24 protein-coding genes and 1 tRNA gene are annotated in these 26,984 nt (G+C 52.5%); 17 read left to right on the top strand and 8 right to left on the bottom strand.

Annotation, left to right across the window (positions count from 1 at the left end; all coding sequences use genetic code 11):
* Positions 1–8 precede the first annotated feature (8 nt).
* On the bottom strand, positions 9–947 hold the full coding sequence (gene fruK / locus AC07UY_RS19215; RefSeq protein WP_192612813.1) for a 1-phosphofructokinase: 939 nt from the start codon (positions 945–947) through the stop codon (positions 9–11).
* Complete coding sequence (fruB, locus tag AC07UY_RS19210; RefSeq protein ID WP_494701767.1) at positions 947–2,077, bottom strand: fused PTS fructose transporter subunit IIA/HPr protein; 1,131 nt, start codon at positions 2,075–2,077, stop codon at positions 947–949. The genes fruK and fruB overlap by 1 nt, the downstream gene beginning before the upstream one ends.
* Positions 2,078–2,446: 369 nt before the next feature.
* Between fruB and setB the strand changes: the two genes are divergently transcribed.
* The gene (setB, locus tag AC07UY_RS19205; protein ID WP_494661292.1) at positions 2,447–3,628 is read left to right on the top strand and encodes a sugar efflux transporter SetB; all 1,182 of its coding nucleotides are present in this window, start codon (positions 2,447–2,449) and stop codon (positions 3,626–3,628) included.
* On the opposite strand, the gene AC07UY_RS19200 is transcribed toward setB, so the two are convergent.
* Positions 3,625–3,879: a YkgJ family cysteine cluster protein gene (locus AC07UY_RS19200; RefSeq protein WP_203361240.1), complete on the bottom strand. Its 255-nt coding sequence runs from the start codon at positions 3,877–3,879 to the stop codon at positions 3,625–3,627. The genes setB and AC07UY_RS19200 overlap by 4 nt on opposite strands.
* A gap of 153 nt (positions 3,880–4,032) precedes the next feature.
* Between AC07UY_RS19200 and yeiP the strand changes: the two genes are divergently transcribed.
* Positions 4,033–4,605: an elongation factor P-like protein YeiP gene (yeiP, locus tag AC07UY_RS19195; protein WP_203360641.1), complete on the top strand. Its 573-nt coding sequence runs from the start codon at positions 4,033–4,035 to the stop codon at positions 4,603–4,605.
* Between the two features lie 66 nt (positions 4,606–4,671).
* Here yeiP and uxuA read toward each other — a convergent pair whose 3' ends face one another.
* Positions 4,672–5,862: a mannonate dehydratase gene (gene uxuA, locus AC07UY_RS19190; protein ID WP_494661293.1), complete on the bottom strand. Its 1,191-nt coding sequence runs from the start codon at positions 5,860–5,862 to the stop codon at positions 4,672–4,674.
* Positions 5,863–6,066: 204 nt separating this feature from the next.
* Here uxuA and AC07UY_RS19185 point away from each other — a divergent pair, with 204 nt between their 5' ends.
* From AC07UY_RS19185 to yejF, 9 genes are all read left to right on the top strand, one after another.
* Positions 6,067–7,533 (top strand): mannitol dehydrogenase family protein, encoded by a 1,467-nt coding sequence (locus tag AC07UY_RS19185; protein ID WP_494661294.1) that lies wholly within the window; start codon positions 6,067–6,069, stop codon positions 7,531–7,533.
* Between the two features lie 119 nt (positions 7,534–7,652).
* Complete coding sequence (locus tag AC07UY_RS19180; RefSeq protein ID WP_494661295.1) at positions 7,653–8,639, top strand: CobW family GTP-binding protein; 987 nt, start codon at positions 7,653–7,655, stop codon at positions 8,637–8,639.
* 34 nt (positions 8,640–8,673) lie between these two features.
* Positions 8,674–9,387: a phosphatase PAP2 family protein gene (locus AC07UY_RS19175; protein WP_494661311.1), complete on the top strand. Its 714-nt coding sequence runs from the start codon at positions 8,674–8,676 to the stop codon at positions 9,385–9,387.
* Positions 9,388–9,804: 417 nt separating this feature from the next.
* Entirely contained in the window at positions 9,805–10,374 is a 570-nt protein-coding gene (mepS, locus tag AC07UY_RS19170) for a bifunctional murein DD-endopeptidase/murein LD-carboxypeptidase (RefSeq protein WP_203360637.1), read from the top strand.
* 189 nt (positions 10,375–10,563) lie between these two features.
* Positions 10,564–12,120, top strand: coding sequence for a cyclic di-GMP phosphodiesterase (locus AC07UY_RS19165; protein WP_494661296.1), 1,557 nt, complete (start codon positions 10,564–10,566; stop codon positions 12,118–12,120).
* A gap of 110 nt (positions 12,121–12,230) precedes the next feature.
* Positions 12,231–14,045 (top strand): extracellular solute-binding protein, encoded by a 1,815-nt coding sequence (locus AC07UY_RS19160; RefSeq protein WP_494661297.1) that lies wholly within the window; start codon positions 12,231–12,233, stop codon positions 14,043–14,045.
* A complete protein-coding gene (locus tag AC07UY_RS19155) occupies positions 14,046–15,140 on the top strand; it encodes a microcin C ABC transporter permease YejB (RefSeq protein ID WP_203360634.1) in 1,095 nt (364 codons plus the stop codon). It begins immediately after the preceding gene.
* Positions 15,140–16,165, top strand: coding sequence for an ABC transporter permease (locus AC07UY_RS19150; RefSeq protein WP_494661298.1), 1,026 nt, complete (start codon positions 15,140–15,142; stop codon positions 16,163–16,165). The genes AC07UY_RS19155 and AC07UY_RS19150 overlap by 1 nt, the downstream gene beginning before the upstream one ends.
* 1 nt (position 16,166) lies before the next feature.
* Positions 16,167–17,756 (top strand): microcin C ABC transporter ATP-binding protein YejF, encoded by a 1,590-nt coding sequence (gene yejF / locus AC07UY_RS19145; RefSeq protein WP_494701766.1) that lies wholly within the window; start codon positions 16,167–16,169, stop codon positions 17,754–17,756.
* A 3-nt stretch (positions 17,757–17,759) separates the two neighbouring features.
* On the opposite strand, the gene AC07UY_RS19140 is transcribed toward yejF, so the two are convergent.
* From AC07UY_RS19140 to rsuA, 3 genes are all read right to left on the bottom strand, one after another.
* Positions 17,760–18,104 carry a YejG family protein gene (locus AC07UY_RS19140; RefSeq protein ID WP_192612826.1) on the bottom strand — a complete coding sequence of 115 codons (345 nt, stop codon included), beginning with the start codon at positions 18,102–18,104 and terminating at the stop codon, positions 17,760–17,762.
* 334 nt (positions 18,105–18,438) lie between these two features.
* The gene (locus AC07UY_RS19135) at positions 18,439–19,629 is read right to left on the bottom strand and encodes a Bcr/CflA family multidrug efflux MFS transporter (RefSeq protein ID WP_203360631.1); all 1,191 of its coding nucleotides are present in this window, start codon (positions 19,627–19,629) and stop codon (positions 18,439–18,441) included.
* A 51-nt stretch (positions 19,630–19,680) separates the two neighbouring features.
* Positions 19,681–20,376, bottom strand: coding sequence for a 16S rRNA pseudouridine(516) synthase RsuA (rsuA, locus tag AC07UY_RS19130; protein WP_494661300.1), 696 nt, complete (start codon positions 20,374–20,376; stop codon positions 19,681–19,683).
* A 150-nt stretch (positions 20,377–20,526) separates the two neighbouring features.
* Here rsuA and radD point away from each other — a divergent pair, with 150 nt between their 5' ends.
* Together radD and rplY are read left to right on the top strand one after the other, a co-directional pair.
* On the top strand, positions 20,527–22,287 hold the full coding sequence (radD, locus tag AC07UY_RS19125) for a DNA repair helicase RadD (RefSeq protein ID WP_494701765.1): 1,761 nt from the start codon (positions 20,527–20,529) through the stop codon (positions 22,285–22,287).
* Between the two features lie 124 nt (positions 22,288–22,411).
* Positions 22,412–22,696 (top strand): 50S ribosomal protein L25, encoded by a 285-nt coding sequence (gene rplY, locus AC07UY_RS19120; RefSeq protein ID WP_203360628.1) that lies wholly within the window; start codon positions 22,412–22,414, stop codon positions 22,694–22,696.
* Positions 22,697–22,799: 103 nt separating this feature from the next.
* On the opposite strand, the gene yejK is transcribed toward rplY, so the two are convergent.
* Entirely contained in the window at positions 22,800–23,807 is a 1,008-nt protein-coding gene (gene yejK / locus AC07UY_RS19115; RefSeq protein ID WP_192612831.1) for a nucleoid-associated protein YejK, read from the bottom strand.
* Between the two features lie 134 nt (positions 23,808–23,941).
* Between yejK and AC07UY_RS19110 the strand changes: the two genes are divergently transcribed.
* The 4 genes from AC07UY_RS19110 (at position 23,942) to narP (ending at position 26,964) form a co-directional block, all read left to right on the top strand.
* Entirely contained in the window at positions 23,942–24,169 is a 228-nt protein-coding gene (locus AC07UY_RS19110) for a YejL family protein (protein ID WP_162379210.1), read from the top strand.
* Positions 24,170–24,200: 31 nt separating this feature from the next.
* The gene (gene yejM, locus AC07UY_RS19105; RefSeq protein WP_494661302.1) at positions 24,201–25,961 is read left to right on the top strand and encodes an LPS biosynthesis-modulating metalloenzyme YejM; all 1,761 of its coding nucleotides are present in this window, start codon (positions 24,201–24,203) and stop codon (positions 25,959–25,961) included.
* Positions 25,962–26,034: 73 nt separating this feature from the next.
* Positions 26,035–26,111: transfer RNA gene (locus tag AC07UY_RS19100), tRNA-Pro, on the top strand.
* Between the two features lie 205 nt (positions 26,112–26,316).
* The gene (narP, locus tag AC07UY_RS19095; RefSeq protein WP_494661303.1) at positions 26,317–26,964 is read left to right on the top strand and encodes a nitrate/nitrite response regulator protein NarP; all 648 of its coding nucleotides are present in this window, start codon (positions 26,317–26,319) and stop codon (positions 26,962–26,964) included.
* The last annotated feature ends 20 nt before the right edge of the window (positions 26,965–26,984 follow it).

The raw sequence follows: 26,984 nt of genomic DNA, 5'->3' as shown, positions 1-26,984 counted from the left end.
TCCTGCTGTCAATTAAACGGTTGTAAGTCGACCCTCGCCATCATTGCGGCCAACTGAGGACGATCGGTGATGCCCACATTGCTTTGGCTTACGGCCAGGGCAGCAACAGCTGTCGCCAGACGTAACGTATGTTCACTGGACTCGCGCATCAGCAGGCCATAAATCAGACCGCCAACCATCGAATCCCCCGCGCCAACGGTACTCACCACTTCGACAGACGGTGGTTTAGCGATCCACTCACCTGACGCATTTACCCACAACGCCCCTTCCGCCCCCAGCGAAATCACCACGTGAGCGATCCCTTGTTCGCGCAGGGCATGTGCGGCGTCGATGACATCTTTCATTTCTGGCAGCTTACGGCCAGCCCAAATTTCCAGTTCACGGCGGTTGGGTTTTACCAACCAGGGTGCCGCTTTCAGCCCGGCGACTAATGCTTCACGACTACTATCAAAGATAATGCATGGACACTGACTACGCAGACGAGTCATCCAGTCAGTGAATGCCTCAGGGCTGACGCCGGATGGCAGGCTGCCGCTGACGCAAACCATGTCAAACTGACCCAACCAGCTTAGCGAATCATTAACGAAACGTTCCCAATCCGTTGGCGTCACTTCAAAACCGGAGAAGTTGAAATCGGTCACTTCACCGTCTTTTTCGGTCAATTTGACGTTAATGCGGGTACGGCCCTGTACTACCTGAAAACGGTTGGCAATGCCCAGTTCGCTGAACAATTGCTGAAAGCCGTCCTGGTTATCTTTGCCCAGGAAACCGCCGACCGTGACATCGATACCTAAATCCTTCAATACCTTGGCGACATTGATGCCTTTACCCGCCGCATGCAGGCCCGTGGTCTTGACAAGGTTCACTTCGCCTCGTTCAATTTCCGGGCAAAAACCCACCAGGTCATATGCCGGATTCAGGGTGATGGTAGCAACACGTCTGCTCATTATGCGCCCTCCCCAAGACCTGCCGCGATGGCATCGCCAATCGCTTTCAGCGCCTGTTCAGCATCGGCACCCTGGGCGGTAAAACGCAGGCGGTGGCCTTTTTTCACACCTAACGCAACCACTTTCATCAAACTGCGTCCATTCGCCGGTTTTCCGGTTCCATCAAGATTTGTCACGGTAATTTCACTATTAAATTGTTTAATGGTATTGACTAACAGGGTGCCAGGGCGGGCATGTAAGCCGTGCTCATTGCGCACGACAAACTCCGCGTTCAGCACATCATCAGTCAATGCTTCATCGCTGGTCAGCAGCGCCAGCATTGTTGCGGCGTCCGCTTTCAGCAATCGGTCAGCTTTGTTGTCCAACAGCAGATCGCCAAGACGCTTAAGGACCGCGACAGGCTGATCGTCGTTCATCGCGACAGTCACCAGCATGGCCGCCGACTCGCCCTGCACGTCAAATTCACGGGCTGCACGGCTGACGGCGATAGCGCTACGCACATTGCCTGTCGCGCTGTCATTCAGCCAGATCCCCTGTCCCAGGTTCATGGGGTGCTCGTTGATCGTGTTCGCGACAAATGCCGCGTCCACTGCCCCTGCTTCTTTCAGACGCGCCGCATTGAGCGCCTGCAGCGTCAGCAGATCACGAGCCTCGACGTCCAGCATCAGGGTTTCGTTATCAAGCTTCAGCTGTTCACTCTGCTTTTCTCCCATCAGCAATGCGCGCAGCTCGTCAGCCGTCGTGGCTGATTTCAGCTGTTCAGCCACGGAATCATCACTTAGCACGTGCGTCAGTTGCCGCAGTAACCCGAGATGTTCATCGGAGCTGGCGGCAATACCAATCGCCACATAAGCGACCTGCCCTTCTCCCCAGGTCACGCCCTGCGGAAACTGAAACACCTGAACACCGGTTTTCAACACCTGATCGCGTGTATCCGTGGTGCCGTGCGGAATGGCGATACCATTACCGAGGAAGGTGGATGTCTGTTGCTCACGCGCCAGCATGCCGGCAACGTAACCCTCCGCCACATTGCCCGCCTGCACTAATGCGGCGGCAACCTGGCGAATGGCCTCTTCTTTGTTTCCGGCCTGCTTGCCCGGATGAATATCCTGAACAGATAACTGGAACATGATTCTCCTCTCCTGCTGAATTGAAACGATTCAGCCATTATGAGAAAAAAGACGCTGATCTGGTTTATCATGAACAACAAGACAGCGCTGAAACGTTTCAATTAGTCTTGCTCTTTCTGCGTCAGCACGCAAGTAAAGTTACACATTTGATGATAAAAGTTAGATATAAACCACATTTCCATATCCTTGTTGCACGCATTGCTGACGCAAAACCCCACAGCGACCCCCCCATTTCAGCAACGTCAGCACCAGGCATAAAAAGAGTGAAATGCCATTTTGATTTTTCGTGGCGATTTTGATTTAGGTATCTGTTTATTTTTTAACGAGCAGCGTAAACTCCGCGTCTCTTCACATTATTGATATAAAAACATGCATAACACCCCCGTTGCCGCCACCCCGAAAACGTTTGATCTGACGTCGTGGGCGTTTCTGCTCGTCGCTTTTCTCACCGGCATTGCCGGTGCGTTACAGACGCCGACGCTCAGCCTCTTTCTGACTGAAGAAGTTCATGCCCGTCCGGCAATGGTTGGTTTCTTTTTTACCGGGAGCGCGGTGATCGGCATTCTGGTCAGTCAGTTTCTGGCGGGGCGTTCGGATAAGAAAGGCGATCGTAAAAGTCTGATCGTGTTTTGCTGCGCGCTGGGGATGCTGGCCTGTGTGTTGTTCGCCTGGAACCGCAACTACTTTATTCTGCTGTTTGTCGGCGTTTTCCTCAGTAGTTTTGGCTCGACCGCCAACCCGCAAATGTTCGCTCTTGCCCGCGAACATGCCGACAGGACCGGCCGTGAAGCCGTGATGTTCAGCTCCATACTCCGTGCGCAGGTTTCGCTGGCATGGGTGATAGGTCCGCCGCTGGCCTATGCGCTGGCGATGGGATTCAGCTTCACAGTCATGTACCTGAGCGCGGCGGTGGCGTTTATTGTCTGTGGCGTGATGGTATGGCTGTTTTTACCTTCCATGCGCAAAGAAGCGCCCCTTGGGACCGGTGCCCTGGAAGCCCCCCGCCGTAATCGTCGCGATACATTGCTGCTCTTTATTATTTGTACATTAATGTGGGGCACCAACAGTCTCTATATCATTAATATGCCGCTGTTTATCATCAACGAATTGCATCTGCCTGAGAAGCTGGCAGGCATCATGATGGGCACAGCGGCGGGGTTAGAGATCCCGACAATGCTGATTGCAGGATATTTCGCTAAACGACTGGGCAAACGTCTGCTGATGCGTATTGCTATCGTTGCCGGATTCTGCTTTTACGCGGGGATGTTGCTGGCGCACTCCCCTGCGGTGTTGCTCGGCTTGCAATTGCTGAACGCCATTTACATCGGGATACTAGGTGGGATCGGCATGCTCTATTTTCAGGATTTAATGCCGGGACAGGCAGGATCAGCCACCACGCTCTACACCAATACGATTCGTGTCGGCTGGATTATTGCCGGTTCTCTGGCGGGCATTGCGGCAGAACTCTGGAGTTTTCATTCCGTATTTTGGTTCGCCCTGGTAATGATCGTCGTCACAATGGGCTGTCTGCTGCGTATTAAAGATGTTTAAGGCGCCGTAAGCGCTTCCAGCGTGATCAGAAACGTCATCGCCTGCTGCGCTGACTGCCCGCACATTTCTGCACTGGGTTGTAATCCCGCGCAGACTTTGGGGCGCAGCGGAGAAGCAAAAATCTTACAGCGCAGACGGTCGTCAAGCTGAATACAGGGCGTATTCGCTGGCTTGCCGTCAGGCATGCCTGGGATGGGGCTGGAAATCGAAGGGGCCGTGCAACACGCTCCACAATCCGGACGGCATTCCATACTGTTTTCTCTTTTATTAACCACCGGATCGAAGGCAGCGAACAGTATCACCTTTTTTGCACCAGCAAAAGTGTGAATTCCGCTTGCCTGAATGACCGGGCGCGAGTAGTTTGACGCGATATTTTTGACATTCTTTACAACAGGATTTTTTCAATGCCAAGAGCGAACGAAATTAAAAAAGGTATGGTACTGAATTACAATGGCAAGCTGCTGATTGTAAAAGATATTGATATTCAGTCCCCTTCCGCCCGCGGTGCTGCAACACTGTACAAGATGCGTTTTTCCGATGTGCGTACTGGCTTGAAAGTCGAAGAACGTTTCAAGGGCGACGACATCGTGGATACCGTGACCCTGAGCCGTCGCGGCGTTGATTTCTCTTACGTCGATGGCAACGAATACGTGTTCATGGATAAAGAAGACTATACCCCGTATACCTTCACCAAAGATCAGATTGAAGAAGAGCTGCTGTTCGTCCCGGAAGGCGGCATGCCTGATATGCAGGTTCTGACCTGGGATGGACAACTGCTGGCGCTTGAACTGCCGCAGACGGTTGATCTGGAAATTGTTGAAACAGCACCTGGCATTAAAGGCGCTTCAGCAAGTGCCCGCAACAAGCCCGCGACGCTGAGCACGGGTCTGGTGATTCAGGTTCCTGAATACCTGAGCGCCGGAGAAAAAATCCGCATCCATATTGAAGAACGTCGCTATATGGGCCGTGCTGACTGAGTCAGCAGCACCATAAATGCAAAAAAGGGACGGCGCATTCAGCACCGTCCCTTTTTTATTGTTGATTTACAGCAGATCGCGGAACTGCGTTTGTTTCAACGCCAGCTCAACCCCACGAACCTCAGCCAGCCCTTTCAGACGGCCAATCGCGGAGTAACCCGGGTTGGTTTTCTTGTGCAGATCGTCAAGCATCTGATGGCCATGATCCGGGCGCATCGGAATGGGACGCAGATCGCCCGCCTTCTTACGACGCTGTTCTTCCGTCAGAATCGCCGTAACCACGGCAACCATATCGACGTCGCCCTGCAGATGCGCGCCTTCATGGAAGGTTTTCGGATTATCTTCGCGGCACGTGGAACGCAGGTGGGTAAAATGAATACGATCGCCGAAGGTTTCAATCATTTTCACCAGATCGTTGTCAGCACGCACACCGTAAGAACCGGTACACATCGTAAAGCCGTTGTGAATGCTGTCGACCGTCTCTTTCAACCACTGCATGTCCTCAATGGTAGAGACGATACGCGGCAGACCCAGGATCGGGCGCGGCGGATCGTCCGGATGCACCGCCAGGCGCACACCCGCCTCTTCCGCAACCGGTACGATTGCGCGCAGGAATACCGCCATATTGTCACGCAGATCGTCTTTGCTGATGCCATCATATTCCGCCAAACGCGCGCGGAACTGGTCCAGCGTGTAGCCTTCCTCAGCACCCGGTAAACCGGCGATAATATTGCGCGTCAGCTTCTCAATATCCGCTGCGGTCATGGCATTGAAGTACGCCAGCGCCTGGCACTGCTCTTCTTCTGTGTAGTCGGCCTGCGCGCCTTCACGTTTCAGAATGTGCAGTTCAAACGCGGCAAAGGCAATCTGGTCGAAGCGCAACGCTTTAGACCCGTCCGGCAACTGATACTCAAGGTCGGTACGCGTCCAGTCGAGGATCGGCATGAAGTTGTAACACACAGTATCAATCCCGCACGTCGCCAGGTTACGGATACTCTGCTGATAGTTTGCAATCCACGTCTGGTACTGCCCGGAGCGGGTTTTGATGTCTTCGTGTACCGGAATACTTTCCACCACCGACCAGGTCAACCCTTTCTCCGCCAGAATCGCCTGACGCTTTTGAATTTCTTCGACTGGCCACACTTCACCATTCGGAATGTGGTGCAATGCGGTCACAACGCCCGTTGCGCCAGCCTGACGCACATCATCAAGTGATACCGGATCGTTAGGTCCGTACCAACGCCAGGTTTGTTCCATTGCTTCACCTCACAAGTTGTTATACCAAATTAATTTATCTGCATGACGACTACCATACATGCATCTCGCTAATGATCAATACAGCACCCATGATTGATTGATCCAGCTCACACTACCCGGATAAATACGGCATACCAATTTAATTTGTTGTCATATAACTTTACACTGACATTGTTAATTTATGGTTAATCAGGTGTGCGCTTAATGACTACTATTGCTTCCGTTCGACTTCCGGAAAATGTGCTATTGCCACAATACGATCGCCAGCAGTTGCAAACGCGGATCGTCCATTTTGGTTTTGGTGCTTTTCACCGTGCCCATCAGGCGTTATTGACGGACAGGGTCCTTAATTCACACGGCGGAGACTGGGGAATCTGTGAGGTAAGCCTGTTTAGCGGTGATCAATTGATGAGCGATCTGCGCGCGCAAGATCACCTCTATACCGTGCTGGAGAAAGGCGCACACGGCAACCAGGCGATTATTATTGGCGCCGTTAATGAGTGTCTGAACGCAAAACTGGATTCACTCGCCGCGATTATCGAAAAATTTTGTGAACCGCAGGTGGCGATCGTTTCACTGACAATCACCGAAAAAGGCTACTGCATCGATCCGGCGACCGGTTCACTGGACGAGACAAACGCCCGCATTCTCCACGATATGCAGAACCCGTCGGAACCCCACTCGGCACCGGGTATTCTCGTTGAAGCCCTGCATCGCAGACGTGAGCGCGGGCTGAAGCCCTTTACCGTGCTTTCGTGCGATAACATCCCGGACAACGGCCATGTAGTGAAAAACGCCGTGCTGGGCATGGCGGCAAAACGTTCTACAGAACTGGCAAAATGGATTGCGGAACAGGTCAGTTTTCCTGGCACGATGGTGGACAGAATTGTGCCTGCCGCCACCCCCGAATCTCTGGAAGAAATTACCCGCGAACTGGGCGTACCGGATCCCTGCGCAATCAGCTGTGAGCCTTTCATTCAGTGGGTAATCGAAGACAACTTTGTCGCCGGTCGCCCGCAGTGGGAAGCCGCTGGCGTGCAGATGGTGGCGGATGTTCTGCCGTGGGAACAGATGAAATTACGCATGCTGAATGGCAGCCACTCGTTTCTGGCCTATCTCGGTTATCTGGCGGGGTTCCGGCACATCAGCGACTGCATGCAGGACAGCGCATTTCGCGAGGCGGCATACCGTTTGATGATGCAGGAGCAGGCGCCGACATTGCGCATCACGAATGTTTCTCTTGCGCAGTATGCCGACAGCCTGCTCGAACGCTTTGCTAACCCGGCGCTGAAACACAAAACCTGGCAGATCGCGATGGACGGCAGCCAAAAGCTACCTCAACGCATGCTGGAAGGTATTCGCGTGCATTTGGCACGTCAAACTGACTGGCCGTTACTGGCGCTGGGCATCGCTGGCTGGATGCGTTATGTCAGCGGGGTGGACGATGCAGGCGCGCCAATTGATGTTCGCGACCCGATGAGCGAAAAGATCCGCGCCATCGTTGAAAACAGTGACGAGACGCAAAGAGTGGCCGCGTTACTTTCATTACAGGAAATTTTTGCGGCCGACCTCGTGCAGAATCCGCAATTTGTGCAGGCGATTGAACACGCCTGGCAACGTATCGCGCAACAAGGGGCACATCAGGCCATCATCGATACGTTAAAAAATTAACAATTTCTGCCATTAACGCGGGTGATGAGTTTCTTCACCCGCTCTCCTCTTCTCTTTTTCTCTTTTTTTCGCCAGGATGACGGGAAACCGTTAAGGTATCGAATCATTCTGGAGCAGATGTGACCAAAACCAACCTCATTACCGGTTTTCTCGGTAGCGGAAAAACCACTTCCATTCTTCATCTATTAGCGAATAAAGGCCCGGCGGAAAAATGGGCAGTGCTAGTCAATGAGTTTGGCGAAGTCGGCATTGATGGCGCCCTGCTCGCCGACAGCGGAGCGCTGTTGAAAGAGATCCCGGGGGGTTGTATGTGTTGCGTTAACGGTCTGCCAATGCAGGTCGGGCTGAATACCCTTCTGCGTCAGGGCAAACCCGATCGATTGCTGATTGAACCCACAGGGCTTGGACATCCCAAACAGATTCTGGATTTGCTCACCGCCCCCGTCTATGAACCGTGGATTGATCTTCGCGCCACGCTTTGCGTGCTTGATCCACGCCTTTTACTGGATGAAAAAAGCGTGACCAACGAGAACTTTCGCGATCAGTTGGCGGCAGCGGATATCATTGTGGCGAACAAGTCCGATCGCACCACGCCCGAAAGCCAGGCGGCGCTGCACACCTGGTGGCAACAGAACGGCGGCCATCGTCAGTTGATTCATACCGAACAGGGGAAAATAGAGGGCCATTGGCTGGACTTACCCCGGCTAAACCTGGCAGAACTCCCCTCCAGTGCCGCGCACGCCCACCAGCATGCTGACAAAAAGGGGCTTGCGGCGCTGAGTTTACCGGCGCAACAACGCTGGCGTCGTAGCCTGAACAGTGGTCAGGGCCACCAGGCCTGCGGATGGATTTTCGATGCGGATACCGTATTTGACACCATCGGTCTGCTGGAATGGGCTCGCCTTGCGCCTGTTGCACGCGTCAAAGGCGTGATGCGTATAAAAGAAGGATTGGTACGCATTAACCGCCAGGGGGATGACCTGCATATTGAGACGCAAAATGTCGCGCCGCCAGACAGTCGAATTGAGCTTATTACCAGCGTGGATACCGACTGGAATGCGCTACAGACGGCATTGTTGAAGCTTCGTTTAGCCGAAAACACGTAAGGTTGCTCCCGATTTTTTGAACGGCGAAACGATGATGAAAACCCGGTATCCCCTCATATTCCTGCTGAATCTCGCTGGACTGGCGTTGTTTTTATCATGGTATCTGCCTGAAAATCACTGGGTCTGGGCCTCCCTCGACGTCGAGGTCTTTCGTTTTTTCAACCACAAGCTGGGTGAAAATCGCCTATTCCTGTGGGGGGTCGCCATTACCAACAATCGGGCGTTCGACGGCTGTTCACTGCTGGCGATGGGGTGTCTGATGTTGCGCTTTTGGCTGAAAGAGACGCCAGCGGGCCGTCGGCAGATCGTCATTATGGGCCTGGTGATGCTGTTAACTGCCGTCGTGCTAAATCAGCTTGGTCAGACGCTTATTCCGGTTAAACGCGCCAGTCCGACGCTCACATTTGATAATATCTATCGCGTGAGTGAACTGTTGCATATTCCCACCAAGGATGCCTCCAGAGACAGTTTTCCCGGCGATCATGGAATGATGCTGCTTATTTTTTCTGCATTCATGCTGCGATATTTCGGAAAAACCGCAGACATTACCGCCCTTATTATATTTGTGGTTTTTGCATTTCCTCGTGTGATGATTGGCGCCCACTGGCTGACAGATATCGTCGTGGGTTCGCTGACGGTGGTACTGATTGGATTACCGTGGTGGTTAATGACGCCATTAAGCGATCGCGTTATTTTCTTATTTGATCACTACCTCCCCGGCGAAAACAAACAAATTTTAAACAAATAACTCACAGTAATTAACATTATCATCAGGGAATATTCTTATCTCCTGAGAGTGAATCTGGATAATTCATCACTGAAACTATCATCCAAAGGGTCATCACATTCCCGTTATAAATTAGTTAATTGCCTATTTTTTACCCCAACTGTACTTAATTTGTTCAATCCCGTTTTTTCACTTTCCGTATCACTTTTTCTTATAAAAAATCACGTAAATTCGCTCGCAATAGCAGGAGTGATCGGGTAATCTCGAACTCGTTTTGCCTCGCCTGGTCATTATTCTCGTTATGAATAAAATTGTGCGTTCTGCCACAGTTTTGACCTTAAGGAATTGTTTCATCATGCGTAGGTAATTAGTCTCGTCACGTTTGGCATTTTTTATAACGATATTTATCGTTAAGGACTTCAAGGGAAAACAAACAAAATGGTCAGATCTCAACCGATTTTGAGATATATCTTGCGGGGAATTCCCGCGATAGCAGTGGCGATTCTGCTCTCTGCATGTACGACAACGAACACCGCGAAAAATATGCATTCTGAGACGCATGCTGTGGGTAATGGAGATAACTCTTCACTGCAAGCCTCTCAGGATGAATTTGAAAATATGGTTCGTAACCTCGATGTAAAATCGCGGATTATGGATCAGTATGCTGACTGGAAAGGTGTGCGTTACCGCCTTGGCGGCAGCACCAAAAAAGGTATTGATTGTTCCAGCTTTGTACAGCGTACATTCCGCGAACAATTTGGTTTAGAGCTTCCACGCTCAACCTACGAGCAACAGGAGACGGGTAAATCCGTTTCGCGCAGTAATCTGCGCACCGGCGATCTGGTGCTGTTCCGGGCAGGTTCAACAGGTCGTCATGTCGGTATTTACATCGGCAACAACCAGTTTGTTCATGCTTCAACCAGCAGTGGCGTGATTATCTCCAGTATGAACGAGCCTTACTGGAAAAAACGTTACAACGAAGCGCGCCGGGTTCTGAGCCGCAGTTAACCGTTCGTTTGAAAGCTATCCCTTGGCTATCCTGACGAGACACAAAAAAAGCACTGCAGACGCAGTGCTTTTTTTTTGCGCTGTAGTAATGCCCCGCAGAAAAGTATGACTATCACCGGTGTTCCAGGCTATAGTCTTGTAAATCAATTAGTTTAATATTAAGCGGCCCTATCAGGTAAACCAGGAACTATGTTCACAAGCGCCTCCTCGTCCGGTAGAAAAATCCTGTTCACCTGTGTAGCGACGGGGGTTGTGGTCGCCTTGCTCATCAGTAGCCTGCAGTTTTTAATGTCATGGCACAAACGCGAAGTCAAATACGACACGCTGATTTCAGATGTACAACACTACCTGGTGAGCTATTTTGCCGACCTCAAAGCCACCACCGACCAGCTCCAGCCGCTGACCTTAAATTCCTGTCAGCACGTCGCCGCTGATCTGACCTCCCGCGCGGCATTTAGCCTTAACGTGCGCGCCTTTTTGCTCATCAAAGAGAATAAAGCATTCTGCTCCTCAGCCACCGGGCCGATGAACACAGCGCTTAAAGCACTGGTGCCAGCCCTCGACACACGTAAAAAAATCGATATGGCCCTATTGCCTGGCACCCCAATGATGCCGGACAAACCCGCAATGGCGATTTGGTACCAGAATCCGTTGTTACCGGAAAGCGGGGTATTCACCTCACTCAATATCAATCTGACGCCGTACCTGCTGTACACCTCCCGACAGGAAGATTTTGACGGAATCGCACTGATTGTGGGCAATACCGCCCTCTCAACGTTTTCTAGTCATTTAATGACATTAAACGAGCTGACAGACACGCCAACACGTGAGGCCGCGGTGAAAGGCGTCCCCCTGAAGATTCGCCTGTACGGCAACAGCTGGACCTATACCGACTTGTGGTATGCCCTGATGCTTGGGTGTATGGGGGGGATCGTTGCAGGCTTGCTCTGCTACTACATCAACTCTATCCGGATGCGCCCCGGAAAAGAGATTCTGACGGCCATCAAGCGCAATCAGTTTTATGTGGTTTACCAACCCGTCGTAGAGACGAAAACCCTGAAGGTTACCGGTCTGGAAGTGCTCTTACGCTGGCGACATCCGACGGTCGGTGAAATTCCGCCTGATGTCTTCATCCATTATGCAGAAGCGCAGCAATTGATTGTGCCGCTGACGCAACACCTGTTCGAGTTGATTGCCCGCGACGCGCCTACATTGCAAAAAGTACTCCCCGTCGGCGCGAAGTTTGGCATCAATATTGCCCCGGACCATCTGCACAGCGAGAGCTTTAAAGAAGATATTCGCCGCCTGGGTGCGTCCTTACCTCGGCATCATTTTCAGGTAGTACTGGAAATGACCGAACGCGACATGCTCAAACACCAGGAAGCCACGAAACTGTTTGATTGGCTGCATGCTGCAGGATTCGAAATTGCCATTGATGATTTCGGGACAGGCCATAGCGCGCTTATTTATCTGGAACGTTTCACGCTGGACTACCTGAAAATCGATCGGGGCTTCGTCAATGCCATTGGTACGGAAACCGTCACATCTCCGGTGCTGGATGCCGTCCTGACGCTATCTAAGCGCCTGAATATGCTTACTGTTGCAGAAGGCGTTGAAACCCCTGAGCAGGCAAAATGGCTACGCGACCACGGTGTTAATTTCCTCCAGGGATACTGGATAAGCCGACCTTTACCGCTGGACGATTTCTTACTCTGGCTTGCCGTTTCCCCTACACCCAGGTGGTAACGACAGCCTGCTGCGTCGAATGGATTCACAATGCGCGCTACGTCACTTATTATTCAGTCATGACGCTTGCCGGACAGTGGCAGGTGCTGAAAAGAGGAAATCACGCCTAAATGATGACTCGCGTAATCGTGTTGTTTGTCGCCCTGTTGAGTTTCGGCGTTCAGGCTCAGACCATTAAAGAAAGTTACGCCTTTGCCGTATTGGGTGAGCCGAAATACGCCTTCAACTTTGAACACTTTGATTATGTGAATCCCGCCGCACCGAAAGGCGGCCAAATGACGCTGTCTGCCGTTGGCACATTTGATAACTTCAATCGTTACTCGATGCGTGGAAACCCGGGCGTTCGCACCGACTCTCTCTATGACACGCTGTTTACCACCTCGGATGACGAGCCCGGAAGCTACTACCCGCTGGTTGCTGAAAAAGCCCGTTACGCGGACGATTATTCATGGGTGGAAATCGCCATCAATCCGCGCGCACGTTATCATGATGGCTCTCCGATCACCGCCAGCGACGTTGCATTCACCTTTCACAAATTTATGACCGAAGGGGTACCACAGTTCCGTCTGGTGTACAAAGGAACGACCGTCAAAGCCATAGCGCCCCTCACCGTGCGCATTGAGCTCGCCAAACCCGGCAAAGAAGATATGCTCAGTCTGTTTTCTTTACCCATCATGCCGGAAAAATTCTGGAAAAATCACAAACTCAGCGACCCGCTCTCTTCCCCTCCACTCGCCAGCGGCCCGTATCGCATCACCCAGTGGAAAATGGGCCAGTATATTATCTATTCACGCGTTAAAGATTACTGGGCGGCCAGTCTGCCGGTAAACCGCGGGCGCTGGAATCTCGATACCATTCGCTATGACTACTACCTGGATGACAATGTGGCGTTCGAAGCGTTTAAAGCCGGAGCGTTTGACCTGCGACTGGAAAACGATGCTAAAAACTGGGCAACCCGTTACACCGGTAAAAATTTCGCCAATCATTACATCGTCAAAGAAGAACAGAAGAATGAGTCCGCGCAGGACACCCGCTGGCTGGCGTTTAACATTCAGCGCCCGGTGTTTCAGGAAAGGCGTGTGCGTGAAGCCATCACCCTCGCCTTTGATTTTGAATGGATGAATAAGGCATTGTTTTATAATGCCTGGAGCCGCACAAGCAGCTATTTCCAGAATACCGAATATGCCGCCAGCCAGTATCCCGATGCGGATGAGTTAGTCCTGCTCGCCCCGATGAAAAACGATCTGCCGCCAGAAGTCTTCAGCCAGATTTACCATCCTCCTGTGTCACGTGGAGATGGCTACAACCGTGAAAATCTGCTGAAAGCCGGAGAGCTGCTCACTCAGGCGGGATGGATCCTAAAAGGACAACAGCGAATCAGCAGTACCACCGGTAAACCGCTGGCGTTTGAACTGCTGCTTCCGGCGGGGGGAAACAGCCAGTGGGTTCTGCCCTTCCAGCACAATCTGCAACGCCTGGGCATTACGATGGAGATCCGCCAGGTCGACAATTCGCAAATCACCAATCGCATGCGCAGCCGCGACTATGACATGATGCCGCGGTTGTGGCGCGCCATGCCGTGGCCCAGTTCCGATCTGCAAATCTCCTGGGCCTCTGAGTATATTGATTCCAGCTATAACTCTCCCGGCGTGCAGAGCCCGGTGATTGATAAACTGATTGCGCAGATCATTGCCGCGCAAGGCAATAAAGCCAAACTGGTTCCGCTGGGGCGGGCGCTGGATCGGGTATTGACGTGGAATTACTACATGCTGCCCATGTGGTATATGGCAGAAGACAGACTGGCCTGGTGGGACAAATTCTCCCATCCGGCTATCCGTCCCATTTATACCATTGGGCTGGAGACCTGGTGGTATGACGTCAATAAAGCCGCGAAACTTCCGGCGGCCAGACGACAAGGAGAATAAATGGGCGCCTATCTGATTCGACGCTTGTTGCTGGTGATCCCCACGCTCTGGGCCATTATTACCATCAACTTTTTTATCGTGCAGATTGCGCCAGGAGGGCCGGTTGACCAGGCCATTGCCGCGATTGAATTCGGTCAATCAGGCGCATTGCCCGGCACCGGAGGCGAAGGTTTACGCGCCAGCCACGCGCAGACCGGGGTTGGCAATATCAGCGACAGCCAATACCGTGGTGGTCGCGGGCTTGACCCTGAGGTGATTGCCGAAATTACGCGGCGTTACGGCTTTGATAAACCGCTTCACGAACGTTACTTCACCATGTTGTGGAACTACGTTCGTTTTGATTTTGGCGACAGCCTGTTTCGCAGTGCTTCCGTGTTGACGCTCATTAAAGACAGCCTGCCCGTCTCCATCACGTTGGGCTTATGGAGTACGCTCATCATCTATCTGGTGTCGATACCGCTGGGCATCCGTAAAGCGGTCCATAACGGCAGCCGGTTTGATGTGTGGAGCAGCGCCTTTATCATCATCGGCTACGCCATACCTGCGTTCCTGTTCGCCATTCTCTTGATTGTTTTCTTTGCCGGCGGCAGCTACTACGACCTCTTCCCGCTGCGGGGCCTGGTCTCTGCCAATTTTGACTCGCTGCCCTGGTATCAGAAAATCACCGATTATCTCTGGCATATCGCGTTGCCGGTGCTGGCAACAGTGATTGGCGGTTTTGCCGCCCTGACCATGCTAACAAAGAACTCGTTTCTCGATGAGGTTCGCAAACAGTATGTTGTCACGGCGCGCGCCAAAGGCGTCAGCGAAAACAACATTTTGTGGAAGCACGTTTTCCGTAACGCCATGCTGCTGGTCATTGCCGGTTTTCCGGCCACATTTATCAGCATGTTTTTCACCGGCTCACTGCTGATTGAGGTGATGTTCTCATTAAACGGGCTGGGATTACTGGGCTATGAAGCGACCGTGTCCCGTGACTACCCGGTGATGTTTGGCACGTTGTATATTTTCACCCTGATCGGCTTGCTGCTGAACATCCTCAGCGATATCAGCTATACGCTGGTTGATCCACGTATTGATTTTGAGGGACGCTAATGCCGCGATTAAGCCCTGTAAACCAGGCCCGCTGGGCGCGTTTTCGCCACAATCGTCGGGGCTACTGGTCACTGTGGATTTTCCTTGTGCTCTTCAGCCTGAGTTTATGCTCTGAGCTCATTGCCAATGATAAACCGCTGTTGATTCGCTATGACCAGAGCTGGTATTTCCCGCTGGTAAAAAATTACAGTGAAAGCGATTTTGGCGGCCCGTTTGCGACTCAGGCGGACTATCAGGACCCCTGGCTGCAACAGCAGCTTGAGCAGCGGGGTTGGGTTCTGTGGGCACCTGTCAGATTCGGCGCCACCAGCATTAACTTTGCGACCCAACAGCCCTTCCCGTCGCCACCGTCTACGCAAAACTGGCTGGGAACCGATGCCAACGGCGGCGATGTGCTGGCGCGGATCCTGTATGGCACGCGCATCTCCATCTTATTCGGGCTGATGCTCACCCTTTGCTCCAGCATCATGGGGGTTCTGGCCGGTGCCTTGCAGGGATACTACGGGGGAAAAGTCGATCTGTGGGGGCAACGTTTAATCGAAGTCTGGTCTGGAATGCCAACGCTGTTTCTGATTATTCTCCTCTCAAGCGTCGTGCAACCCAATTTTTGGTGGCTGCTGGCGATTACGGTGATCTTTGGCTGGATGAGTCTTGTCGGGGTGGTGCGCGCGGAGTTTTTACGCACCCGCAATTTCGACTACATTCGCGCTGCACAGGCGTTAGGCGTCAGCGATCGCAGTATCATTCTGCGTCATATGCTGCCCAACGCGATGGTCGCCACGCTGACCTTTATCCCCTTCATTTTGTGCAGTTCGATTACGACACTGACATCGCTCGATTTTCTGGGGTTCGGTTTACCGCTGGGATCGCCCTCTCTCGGTGAATTACTCCTGCAAGGCAAAAATAACCTGCAGGCGCCGTGGCTCGGGATCACCGCATTCTTGTCGGTGGCGGTGCTGCTGTCGCTGCTGATTTTTATTGGCGAAGCCGTGCGCGACGCGTTTGATCCCAACAAGGCGGTATAGCATGACGCAACCTCTGTTAGCGATAGATCGTTTATCGGTCGGTTTTAGCAAGCAAGGGATCATACGCACGGTGGTCAACGATGTCTCTCTGTGCGTTGAGGCAGGCGAAACGCTGGCGCTGGTTGGCGAGTCAGGCTCGGGGAAAAGCGTCACCGCGCTGTCTATTTTACGCCTGCTGCCTTCCCCACCCGCCGTGTACCTTGCTGGCGATATTCGTTTTCATGGCGAGTCGCTGCTGACTGCCAGCGAGCACACCCTGCGCGGTGTGCGCGGGAATAAGATTGCCATGATTTTTCAGGAGCCGATGGTGTCACTCAATCCCCTGCACTCCCTGGAAAAGCAGCTCTATGAGGTGCTCTCTTTACACCGGGGGATGCGTCGGGAAGCCGCCAGAGGCGAAATCCTGAGCTGTCTGGATCGCGTCGGCATTCGTCACGCCGCACGGCGGCTCGGAGATTATCCCCACCAGCTCTCCGGCGGCGAGCGTCAGCGCGTGATGATCGCCATGGCGCTATTAACCCGACCGGAGCTGCTGATTGCCGATGAACCGACTACGGCGCTGGACGTCTCGGTACAGGCGCAAATCCTGCAGCTGTTACGTGAATTGCAGCGCGAGTTGAATATGGGAATGCTGTTTATTACCCATAATCTGAGCATTGTGAAGAAGCTGGCCGACACCATCGCCGTTATGCAAAACGGTCAATGCGTGGAGCAAAACCGCGCACAACCGTTGCTCAATGCCCCGACCCATCCGTACACGCAAAAATTATTAAACAGCGAGCCGTCTGGCGATCCGGTGCCGTTATCCGCCCAACAGACACCGCTGCTCGAAGTCAGTCAACTCCGCGTCGCCTTCCCGATTCGTAAAGGAATTCTAAAACGCGTTATCGACCAAAACGAAGTGGTGAAAAACGTCAGTTTCAGTCTGCAACCCGGCGAAACGCTGGGACTGGTGGGTGAATCCGGCTCTGGCAAAAGTACCACCGGTCTGGCGCTGTTGCGGCTAATCGCCTCGCAGGGTCGCATTGTGTTTGATGGTCAGCCGTTGCATAGCTTAAGCCGCCGTCAGCTTTTACCGGTGCGTCACCGCATTCAGGTGGTTTTTCAGGATCCGAACTCATCCCTGAATCCACGGCTAAGCGTGTTGCAAATTATCGAAGAAGGGTTACGCGTCCACCAGCCAGCGCTTTCAGCGCAACAACGCGAACAGCAGGTCATATCGGTGATGGCGGAGGTCGGTCTGGACGGCGAAACCCGTCATCGCTACCCCGCAGAGTTTTCCGGCGGCCAACGTCAGCGAATTGCTATCGCCAGGGCGTTAATTTTAAAACCCTCGCTGATCATTCTCGACGAACCCACTTCTTCACTGGATAAGACTGTCCAGGCGCAAATCCTGGCGCTATTGAAGTCGCTGCAGCAAAAGCATCGCCTGGCCTATATTTTCATTAGCCACGACTTGCACGTTGTGCGCGCATTGTGCCATCAGGTTATTGTGCTGCGACAAGGAGAAGTTGTAGAGCAAGGGCCATGCGAGCAGGTGTTTACCGCACCGCAGCAAGCGTATACGCGTCAGTTGCTCGCGCTAAGCTGACGCTCAAAATGGATTGTTGTTTGAAAAAGGCTCGGCAATGGCAACACCAAAATTTTTCAGGCGACAGGTCGCGGCGAACTCATCCTGACGGTTAACGAACAGGCACGGTTCGCCTTCGCATTCCAGTACAGAACAAGGGACTTCAATATCGCTCAGCGCCTGACTGAGTTTATGCATCACCGGCCACGCGCTGTCGCCATCCGGGCTCAGCAATTTAAGCGCCACCAGGCTGTTTTCGGTGCTCTGGCCATTCTGCGGAATCGGTTCAACTTTCGAACCTGCAAAACCCGCTGACCAACGATAGTTCTGTGGCAAGCGATGAACGATTGAGAGCTGTAATGTATTCACTTTTATTCCCCGGAAGCACAATAACTTCACAATTTGTTTACATCCATTTTAACACATCATTGACAACCCGTCCTTAAACGGATCGAAAACGCCGGTATCCACGACTCGTGCGGCTTATACTGCCGATTGTTAAAATATTATTGACCGGTGCGGACAGATTTGCGGGCTATATTTACCCGTTTCTGCGATCTAACTCAACCTTTTTAACTACAATGATGTGACTTTTTACATAAATTGATTTTACATAAAATAAACATCTTTGGGTTGAATGAGCGATTTGAGGTTGATGTACATCAACAAAGGGAGCCTTACAGCTCCCATGTTGTGCATTTTATCACCTTTTTTTCGGGCGACTCGCGTAGAGGTAGAAGAGGATCGAGCCGGTTGCACAAAATGCAATTGACCAAATCATCGGCCAGGCCGAGTTAAATGTCGCCAGCGACAGCAGTGCGCCAACAATAGCGCCGATGCCGAAACGGAAAGTCCCCGCCAGTGAAGAGGCGGTTCCCGCCATGTGGGGGAATTCATCCAGAATGACGGCCATCGCGTTGGATGACACCATCGAAACACATCCCACAAACGCTGCGACCCCCACGACCAGCGCCCAGAAACCGAACCCAAACAGCGCGCTCAAAACCAGCCAACCCGCCATCACAAACTGGATCCATAACCCGGTACGGAACATGTTTAATGCCCCGACCCGGCGCACGAATCGGCTATTAATAATCGTCATCACAAACAAGAACACGATGTTCAGCGCGAAGTAATAGCCAAAATGTTGTGGAGAGACGTGATTTACCTCGATGTAGACAAACGGCCCGGCGCTGAGGAAGGAGAACATCCCTGCAAAACTAAAGCCGCTGGCCAGCATGTAACTCAGCACGCGTTTATGACGAAATAGCGAGGCAAAGTTCCCCATGGTCGTGCGCAGACGGAAAGGCTGACGGCGCTCAACGGGAAGCGTCTCTTTAATCAGCGTGAAGATCATGACGGACGCCAGAATCGCCGCCACCGCCAGGATCCAAAAGATGTAGTGCCAGCTCAACCACACCAGCACCCACCCGCCGACAATCGGCGCCATCAACGGCGCAATGGTGGTGACCAGCATGACAAACGACATCATGCGCGAGAACTCTTCTTTCGGGTAGATGTCGCGCATCAGAGCATTGATCACCACGCTCGCCGCTGCCGCCGCCAGACCGTGGAAGAAACGCATGACAATCAGTTGATCAATGGTTTGCGCCAGCGCGCAGGCCACCGCCGCCGCTGCAAAGATCAGCGTCCCTCCGAGGATCACCGGTTTACGCCCAAGGCTGTCCGCCATTGGGCCGTAGATCAACTGCCCCACCGCGAACCCCAGAATATAGGTACTGAGCGTCATCTGCGCGCTACCTGCCGGCACGCCAAACTGTTCGGAGATAACCGGCAGCGCAGGGAGATACATATCAATCGACAATGGCATCAGCATGGCCAGCAGGCCAAGGATAAAGACAATGGCAAATGATGAGTGCTGTCGGGTGGTCACAAAGAGACTCCTGAATTTAGTTAGCTGGAGGTTAAAACCTGGCCACAAGGTTTAGCCAACGCTGGCAATTTCTGCTTCTGTCAGAGGGCGGTATTCACCCGGCTCCAGATCAGCATCCAGTACGATCGCGCCGATACGTTCACGGTGCAGTTCCACAACGTGATTTCCGACAGCGGCAAACATACGTTTTACCTGGTGATAGCGCCCCTCACTGATCGTCAAACGCACCTGCGTTGGCGTGATCACCTCAAGCATCGCAGGTTTAGTGAGATCTTTCTCATTATGTAGCTGAACGCCTTGTGCAAATTGTGCGGCAGTCTCCTCTGCCACCGGTGATTCCAGCGTCACCAGGTAGGTTTTTTCGCAATGATGACGTGGGGATGTGATCCGATGCGACCACTGTCCATCATCCGTCATCAGCACCAGTCCGGTGGTATCAATGTCCAGACGCCCCGCCGCATGCAATTTATGCGCAACCGGTTCATCAAGAAAATAGAGCACGGTCGGATGATCCGGATCTTCCGTCGAGCAGACATATCCCTGAGGTTTATTCAGCATGAAGTAGCGCGGTCCATTTTGCTGAACCAGCGAATTGCCGTCATATTCTACGGCATGTTCTGGCAGCAGTTTAAACGCGGTATTTCTGATGATTTCGCCATCCACGGTAACGCGGTGAGCACGGATTTCGCGCCCGGCAATAGCACGGCTGACGCCGAGTTGCTGAGCGATAAATTTATCAAGTCGCATGAGAGTGATTTTGCCTGTAATAATACGGAAATCGAGCGTTTCGCCCGAGAATTGAAGCCGTTATCCGCTCAGTATAACGGGGTCTATACTTCGCTCAAAGGAAATGATTCATGGCATACTAAACGCGGGATTCATTATCGCAGCGAGACCATGATTTTTACACTTCGTCCTTATCAGAAAGAAGCCGTGGATGCCACGCTCAACCATTTTCGCCACCATCGCTCCCCTGCGGTAATTGTCTTGCCAACCGGCGCAGGTAAAAGCCTGGTAATCGCTGAGCTGGCGCGCGTAGCGCGTGGACGCGTTCTGGTGCTGGCGCATGTAAAAGAACTGGTCGCACAAAACCACGCAAAATATTGTGCGTTGGGTCTGGAGGCCGATATCTTCGCCGCCGGATTAAAACGTAAAGAAAGCCACGGCAAAGTGGTCTTCGGCAGCGTACAGTCAGTCGCCCGCAATCTGGGCCATTTTCAGGGTGAATTTTCCCTGCTGATCGTCGATGAATGCCATCGTATTGGCGACGATGAAGAGAGCCAGTATCAGCAAATCCTCGCCCACCTGAGTCAGGTCAATCCCCAGCTTCGTCTGCTCGGTTTGACGGCCACGCCATTTCGCCTGGGCAAAGGCTGGATTTACCGTTTCCATTACCATGGCATGGTACGCGGCAACGAAAACGCGATTTTTCGCGACTGTATTTACGAACTGCCGCTGCGCTACATGATCAAACACGGCTATCTGACACCGCCGGAGCGCCTGGACATGCCGGTCGTGCAGTATGATTTCAGCCGTTTGCAGGCACAGAGTAATGGCCTCTTTAGCGAAGCCGACCTCAATCACGAGCTAAAAAAACAGCAACGAATAACGCCGCATATCATCAGTCAGATAGTTGAGTTCGCCCAGACACGCAAAGGGGTGATGATTTTCGCCGCCACCGTTGAACATGCGAAAGAGATTGTTGGCTTGCTGCCCCGCGATGACGCCGCACTGATCGTTGGCGACACGCCGGGCGCTGAACGCGACGTGTTGATTGAAGACTTCAAAGCGCAGCGCTTTCGGTTTCTGGTTAACGTTGCGGTGCTGACGACCGGTTTTGACGCCCCGCATGTCGATCTCATCGCCATTTTGCGCCCGACGGAGTCCGTCAGCCTTTATCAGCAAATCGTAGGACGCGGCCTGCGCCTGTCACCCGGGAAAACCGACTGTCTGATTCTTGATTATGCCGGTAATCCTCATGACTTATACGCGCCGGAAGTTGGCGCGCCGAAAGGGAAAAGCGACAACGTGCCCGTCCAGGTCTTCTGCCCTACCTGTGGTTTTGCCAATACATTCTGGGGCAAAACCACCGCCGACGGCACGCTGATTGAGCACTTTGGTCGGCGCTGCCAGGGGTGGTTTGAAGACGATGAGGGTCATCGTGAACAGTGCGATTTTCGCTTCCGCTTTAAAAACTGCCCACAATGCAACGCGGAAAACGACATTGCGGCACGTCGCTGCCGCGAGTGCGATACCGTACTTGTCGACCCAGACGATATGCTAAAGGCCGCGCTAAAACTCAAAGATGCGCTGGTGCTGCGCTGTAGCGGCATGGCAATCCAACACGGACAGGATGAAAAAGGCGAATGGCTGAAAATCACCTATTACGATGAGGACGGTGCCGACGTCAGCGAGCGCTTTCGCTTGCAGACGCCCGCTCAGCGCACCGCGTTTGAGCAGCTCTTCATTCGCCCTCACACCCGCACGCCAGGCGTTCCGTTACGCTGGATCACCGCCGCAGATATTCTCGCGCAACAACCGCTGTTGCGGCATCCCGACTTTGTCGTCGCACGCATGAAAGGCCAGTACTGGCAGGTACGTGAAAAGGTCTTTGACTACGAAGGACGCTTCCGCCGGGCACATGAATTACGCGGATAATCGTACTTTTGATTGATGTAACGGGCATTTGAGTATAGAATTCCGCCCGCTTTTGCATACGCAAAGCAGATCACTTACCTGTTGCTGGGTCGCCTGTAGCAGGAATTATTTAAGAGAGATTTAAATGTTTACTATCAATGCTGAAGTACGTAAAGAGCAGGGTAAGGGTGCGAGCCGCCGCCTGCGTGCCGCTAACAAGTTCCCGGCAATCATCTACGGTGGCGCAGAAGCCCCGATTGCTATCGAACTGGATCACGATTCAATCATGAACATGCAAGCTAAAGCTGAATTTTACAGCGAAGTTCTGACCATCGTTGTTGACGGTAAAGAAGTTAAAGTTAAAGCTCAAGCTGTACAGCGTCACGCTTACAAGCCGAAGCTGTCTCACATCGACTTCGTTCGCGCGTAATCGCCAACAAGTTGAAGAAAAACCCCGCCTCGGCGGGGTTTTTTGTTTCTGTCATTTATTGATCCGTATGCCTGATGAGCGCAGCGCCAGCAGGCATATTCGATCAATTTCCGCCTGACGTCCGGCGTTGCAGCTGATCGCGCAGATTCGGCGGCGTGCCTTTGATGGTTAAGGTGTCGGTCGCCGGATCCCAGAAAATGCGCTCGCCTAACAGCATGGCGTCAAAGTTAATGGTTAACCCGCCGCCGCTGCCGGCGTATTTAGTTAACTGGCGTAATGTACTGCGATCGGCCGGGAAACTCTCTTCCAGCTCATAGCCTTTATCCGCCGTAAACTCGCTGAAGCTTACTTCACTAACACCAGCAAGTTCTTTCGACAGCGACTCGAGCTCAATTTCTTCGCCCGCCTGTAGCTGCTCGTTGCAGTAGCTGTACACCTGCTGACGCACATTCTGGCGCTCTGATTTATCCAGTTGCGCTTCCGCGGTGAAGTCATCTACCGCCTGCAGCAAACCCCTGTTCTGCGCTTTCGCGTTCAGCCCTTCACTCGCACCGAGGAAATCCATAAAGAAATCGGCAACCTTGCGCCCTACCCGACCTTTCAGGAAGGTCAGATATCGCGTGGATTCCGGATTGGTTTCCCACTCGGTTAAATCAATACGCGCCACGATATCCGCATGATTGATGTCCAGGTAGTGCGTCGGGTTAATGTCCAGGTTTTCATTCACACGCATGCTGCTTAAGTTGTTCAGCACCGCGACCAGCAGATACTCCACCGCCAGATAGCGATAGTGGCAGAAAAGCACAATACCGCCGTCAGCAAACGGATACTTCGCCAGCTCATCACGTAAACGACCGGTTGCCGCACGGCTGAAGGCAAGAAAATCTTCCTCGCCCTGACGCTGTAACCGCAGCGTTTGCGCCAGTTCGCTCTCTTCGCTGAACAGGCCATACGCTTTGTTTTTCGCGCTATAGACCCGGTGCAGTTCAGCCACCATCTCGACAACGGTGGTTGTCGGTTCCAGTAATGAATCGCGCAGGACCAGCTCAAGGTTTTGCTCATCACGCTTGATAAGCTGGTGCAGGGCAATCTGGTTGATATCCAGACTCATGATAAACTCTCCTTTAAGACCGGGCGGTATTCAACCACCTGATGGTCAGTGACGCAATAGAAGATAAAAAAGCAGAAAAAAAACTGTTGCTACGGTAATATGTTGCCCTTTCATGAACAAACTGATGTCGATTTATGCCACAACATTCCCGCTACAGTGACGAACACGTTGAACAATTACTGAGTGAACTGCTCAACGTACTGGAAAAACATAAGGCGCCGACCGACCTTTCCCTGATGGTATTGGGAAACATGGTGACGAACCTGATTAACACCAGCATTGCCCCGGCCCAACGCCAGGCGATTGCAGACTCTTTTGCCCGTGCCCTGAAGTCCTCGGTTAACGAAGACAAAGCGCACTAAGAACCGGCTCCGGGGAAAATAACGACAGGTTATGGTAACTCATCGTCAGCGCTACCGTGAAAAAGTCTCTCAGATGGTTAGCTGGGGGCACTGGTTTGCTCTGTTCAACATTCTGTTGGCCATGGTGCTTGGCAGTCGTTACCTGTTTGTCGCAGACTGGCCGACAACGCTTGCGGGTCGTATCTACTCCTACCTGAGTATTGTCGGGCATTTCAGTTTTCTGGTGTTTGCCACCTATCTGCTGATTCTGTTTCCCCTGACGTTTATCGTCATGTCCCAGCGGCTGATGCGCTTCTTATCAGCCATACTGGCGACAGCGGGCATGACGCTGCTGTTGATCGACAGCGAAGTCTTCACCCGTTTCCACCTGCATCTTAATCCCATTGTCTGGGAACTGGTCATTAACCCAGACCAGAACGAGATGGCGCGTGACTGGCAGTTGATGTTTATCAGCGTGCCCATTATTCTGCTAATCGAAATGCTGTTCGCGACCTGGAGCTGGCAGAAACTGCGCAGCCTGACGCGTCGTCGCCATTTTGCCAGGCCGCTTGCCGCCTTCCTTTTTGTCTCGTTTATTGCTTCGCACATGGTGTACATCTGGGCCGATGCCAACTTTTATCGCCCGATCACCATGCAGCGCGCAAACCTACCGCTCTCTTATCCGATGACGGCGCGCCGCTTTCTTGAGAAACACGGTTTGTTGGATGCGCAAGAGTATCAGCGTCGCCTGGTAGAACAGGGAAATCCGGAAGCGGTATCCGTACAATATCCATTGAGCGATCTGCAATACCGTGACATGGGGACTGGGCAAAACGTTTTGTTGATTACCGTGGATGGTCTGAACTATTCCCGTTATGAAAAACAGATGCCTGCGCTTGCCCGTTTTGCAGAACAGAGTATTTCGTTCACCCGTCATATGAGTTCGGGCAACACCTCGGATAACGGTATTTTTGGTCTGTTCTATGGCGTATCCCCCAGCTATATGGACGGTATTTTGTCGACCAGAACGCCAGCAGCCCTGATTTCAGCACTGAATCAGCAAGGCTATCAGTTAGGCTTATTCTCGTCCGACGGATTTACCAGCCCTCTCTATCGCCAGGCGCTGCTGTCAGATTTCTCTATGCCGACGGTTCAGACGCAGTCTGATGCACAAACGGCGAGTCAGTGGATTAGCTGGCTGAGTCGCTACGCCCAGGAAGATAACCGCTGGTTCTCGTGGGTCTCCTTCAATGGCACCAATATTGATGACAGTAACCAGAAGAATTTTGCGAAACGGTATGCCCGTGCCGCGGAAAATGTCGATGCACAAATTAACCGTGTGCTTACCGCGCTACAAGACGCCGGTAAACTGAACAACACGGTGGTGATCATTACTGCGGGTCGTGGTGTGCCTCTGACTCAGGAAGAGAACAATTTTGACTGGTCCCGCGGACATCTGCAGGTACCGCTTGTCATCCACTGGCCAGGAACGCCAGCGCAGCGTATTAATAGCCTGACTGACCATACCGACCTCATGACGACATTGATGCAACGGTTACTGCACGTAAGCACGCCAGCTAACGAGTACTCTCAGGGGCAGGATCTTTTCAATGCGACACGCCGCCATTACTGGGTAACGGCTGCCGACGGAAGCACGTTGGCGGTGACCACGCCGGGAATGACGCTGGTGCTGAAAAATAACGGCAACTATCAAACGTACGATCTGCGTGGTGAAAAGATAAAAGACCAGAAACCACAGCTAAGTCTGTTGTTGCAGGTGCTGACGGATGAGAAACGATTCATTGCTAACTGATTAATTATAAATCAGTTAGCAAGACATCCCCTTGCATTCGTGGTGGAAAGCGGTAGTATTAGCACCCACGAGTCGGCACGTAGCGCAGCCTGGTAGCGCACTGTCATGGGGTGTCAGGGGTCGGAGGTTCAAATCCTCTCGTGCCGACCAAAATTCCCCAAGAAAACCAGCCTTTTACGGCTGGTTTTCTTATGTCTGACGTTTATCTCTTCCCGCAAAGCCCTTTCAGTCACGCAGGTTTTACTACGTACCCATGCACAAATTAGGGTAAAATTTACGCTCTCATCAGCGCGACGAATCTGGAAAACTGACACGCTGAAAACAATAATGATTCTAATAATCTCAGGAGAACAGCATGCCTGAAGCAACCCCTTTTCAGGTGCTCATTGTGGATGATCATCCGCTTATGCGGCGGGGCATTCGTCAATTACTGGAGCTGGATAGCGCATTTAACGTCGTTGCTGAAGCGGGCGATGGCGCGAGCGCTATCGATCTGGCGAACCGTCTTGACGTCGATTTGATCCTGCTTGATCTGAATATGAAAGGCATGAGTGGGCTGGATACCCTGAACGCGTTGCGTCGCGATGGCGTCACCGCGCAAATCATCATTCTCACTGTATCTGACTCTGCCAGCGACGTTTACGCGTTGATTGACGCAGGTGCTGATGGTTATTTGCTGAAAGACAGCGACCCTGAAGTTCTGCTGGATGCTATTCGCAAGGGTGCGAACGGCGGCAACGTCTTCAGCGATCGCGTCAGTGAGTACCTGCGTGAACGGGAAATGTTTGGCGCTGAAGAAGATCCCTTCAGTATGCTGACTGAGCGTGAACTGGATGTTCTGCATGAACTTGCTCAGGGGCTGTCTAATAAGCAAATTGCCGCTGTGCTGAACATCTCAGAACAGACCGTAAAGGTGCATATTCGCAATCTGTTGCGTAAGCTCAACGTGCGTTCACGCGTCGCGGCAACGATTCTGTTTCTGCAAACACGCGGCCTGCATTAAAGAGCAGCATGCCGGATAAC

The organism is Citrobacter sp. GW821-FHT02E08 (assembly GCF_059421685.1).
Note: the sequence above shows the minus strand (reverse complement) of the source record. Positions and strands in the feature narration are given on the sequence as shown.

What these genes read in the sequence shown, in the direction of transcription:
- fruK (WP_192612813.1), bottom strand. Translation starts at nt 947, where the DNA reads ATGAGCAGACGTGTTGCTACCATCACCCTGAATCCGGCATATGACCTG.
- yejF (WP_494701766.1), top strand. Translation starts at nt 16,167, where the DNA reads ATGACGCAACCTCTGTTAGCGATAGATCGTTTATCGGTCGGTTTTAGC.
- yejM (WP_494661302.1), top strand. Translation starts at nt 24,201, where the DNA reads ATGGTAACTCATCGTCAGCGCTACCGTGAAAAAGTCTCTCAGATGGTT.
- radD (WP_494701765.1), top strand. Translation starts at nt 20,527, where the DNA reads ATGATTTTTACACTTCGTCCTTATCAGAAAGAAGCCGTGGATGCCACG.
- AC07UY_RS19150 (WP_494661298.1), top strand. Translation starts at nt 15,140, where the DNA reads ATGCCGCGATTAAGCCCTGTAAACCAGGCCCGCTGGGCGCGTTTTCGC.
- yeiP (WP_203360641.1), top strand. Translation starts at nt 4,033, where the DNA reads ATGCCAAGAGCGAACGAAATTAAAAAAGGTATGGTACTGAATTACAAT.
- AC07UY_RS19175 (WP_494661311.1), top strand. Translation starts at nt 8,674, where the DNA reads ATGAAAACCCGGTATCCCCTCATATTCCTGCTGAATCTCGCTGGACTG.
- AC07UY_RS19110 (WP_162379210.1), top strand. Translation starts at nt 23,942, where the DNA reads ATGCCACAACATTCCCGCTACAGTGACGAACACGTTGAACAATTACTG.
- AC07UY_RS19165 (WP_494661296.1), top strand. Translation starts at nt 10,564, where the DNA reads ATGTTCACAAGCGCCTCCTCGTCCGGTAGAAAAATCCTGTTCACCTGT.
- AC07UY_RS19155 (WP_203360634.1), top strand. Translation starts at nt 14,046, where the DNA reads ATGGGCGCCTATCTGATTCGACGCTTGTTGCTGGTGATCCCCACGCTC.
- AC07UY_RS19200 (WP_203361240.1), bottom strand. Translation starts at nt 3,879, where the DNA reads ATGGAATGCCGTCCGGATTGTGGAGCGTGTTGCACGGCCCCTTCGATT.
- yejK (WP_192612831.1), bottom strand. Translation starts at nt 23,807, where the DNA reads ATGAGTCTGGATATCAACCAGATTGCCCTGCACCAGCTTATCAAGCGT.
- narP (WP_494661303.1), top strand. Translation starts at nt 26,317, where the DNA reads ATGCCTGAAGCAACCCCTTTTCAGGTGCTCATTGTGGATGATCATCCG.
- AC07UY_RS19160 (WP_494661297.1), top strand. Translation starts at nt 12,231, where the DNA reads ATGATGACTCGCGTAATCGTGTTGTTTGTCGCCCTGTTGAGTTTCGGC.
- uxuA (WP_494661293.1), bottom strand. Translation starts at nt 5,862, where the DNA reads ATGGAACAAACCTGGCGTTGGTACGGACCTAACGATCCGGTATCACTT.
- fruB (WP_494701767.1), bottom strand. Translation starts at nt 2,077, where the DNA reads ATGTTCCAGTTATCTGTTCAGGATATTCATCCGGGCAAGCAGGCCGGA.
- mepS (WP_203360637.1), top strand. Translation starts at nt 9,805, where the DNA reads ATGGTCAGATCTCAACCGATTTTGAGATATATCTTGCGGGGAATTCCC.
- setB (WP_494661292.1), top strand. Translation starts at nt 2,447, where the DNA reads ATGCATAACACCCCCGTTGCCGCCACCCCGAAAACGTTTGATCTGACG.
- rsuA (WP_494661300.1), bottom strand. Translation starts at nt 20,376, where the DNA reads ATGCGACTTGATAAATTTATCGCTCAGCAACTCGGCGTCAGCCGTGCT.
- AC07UY_RS19185 (WP_494661294.1), top strand. Translation starts at nt 6,067, where the DNA reads ATGACTACTATTGCTTCCGTTCGACTTCCGGAAAATGTGCTATTGCCA.
- rplY (WP_203360628.1), top strand. Translation starts at nt 22,412, where the DNA reads ATGTTTACTATCAATGCTGAAGTACGTAAAGAGCAGGGTAAGGGTGCG.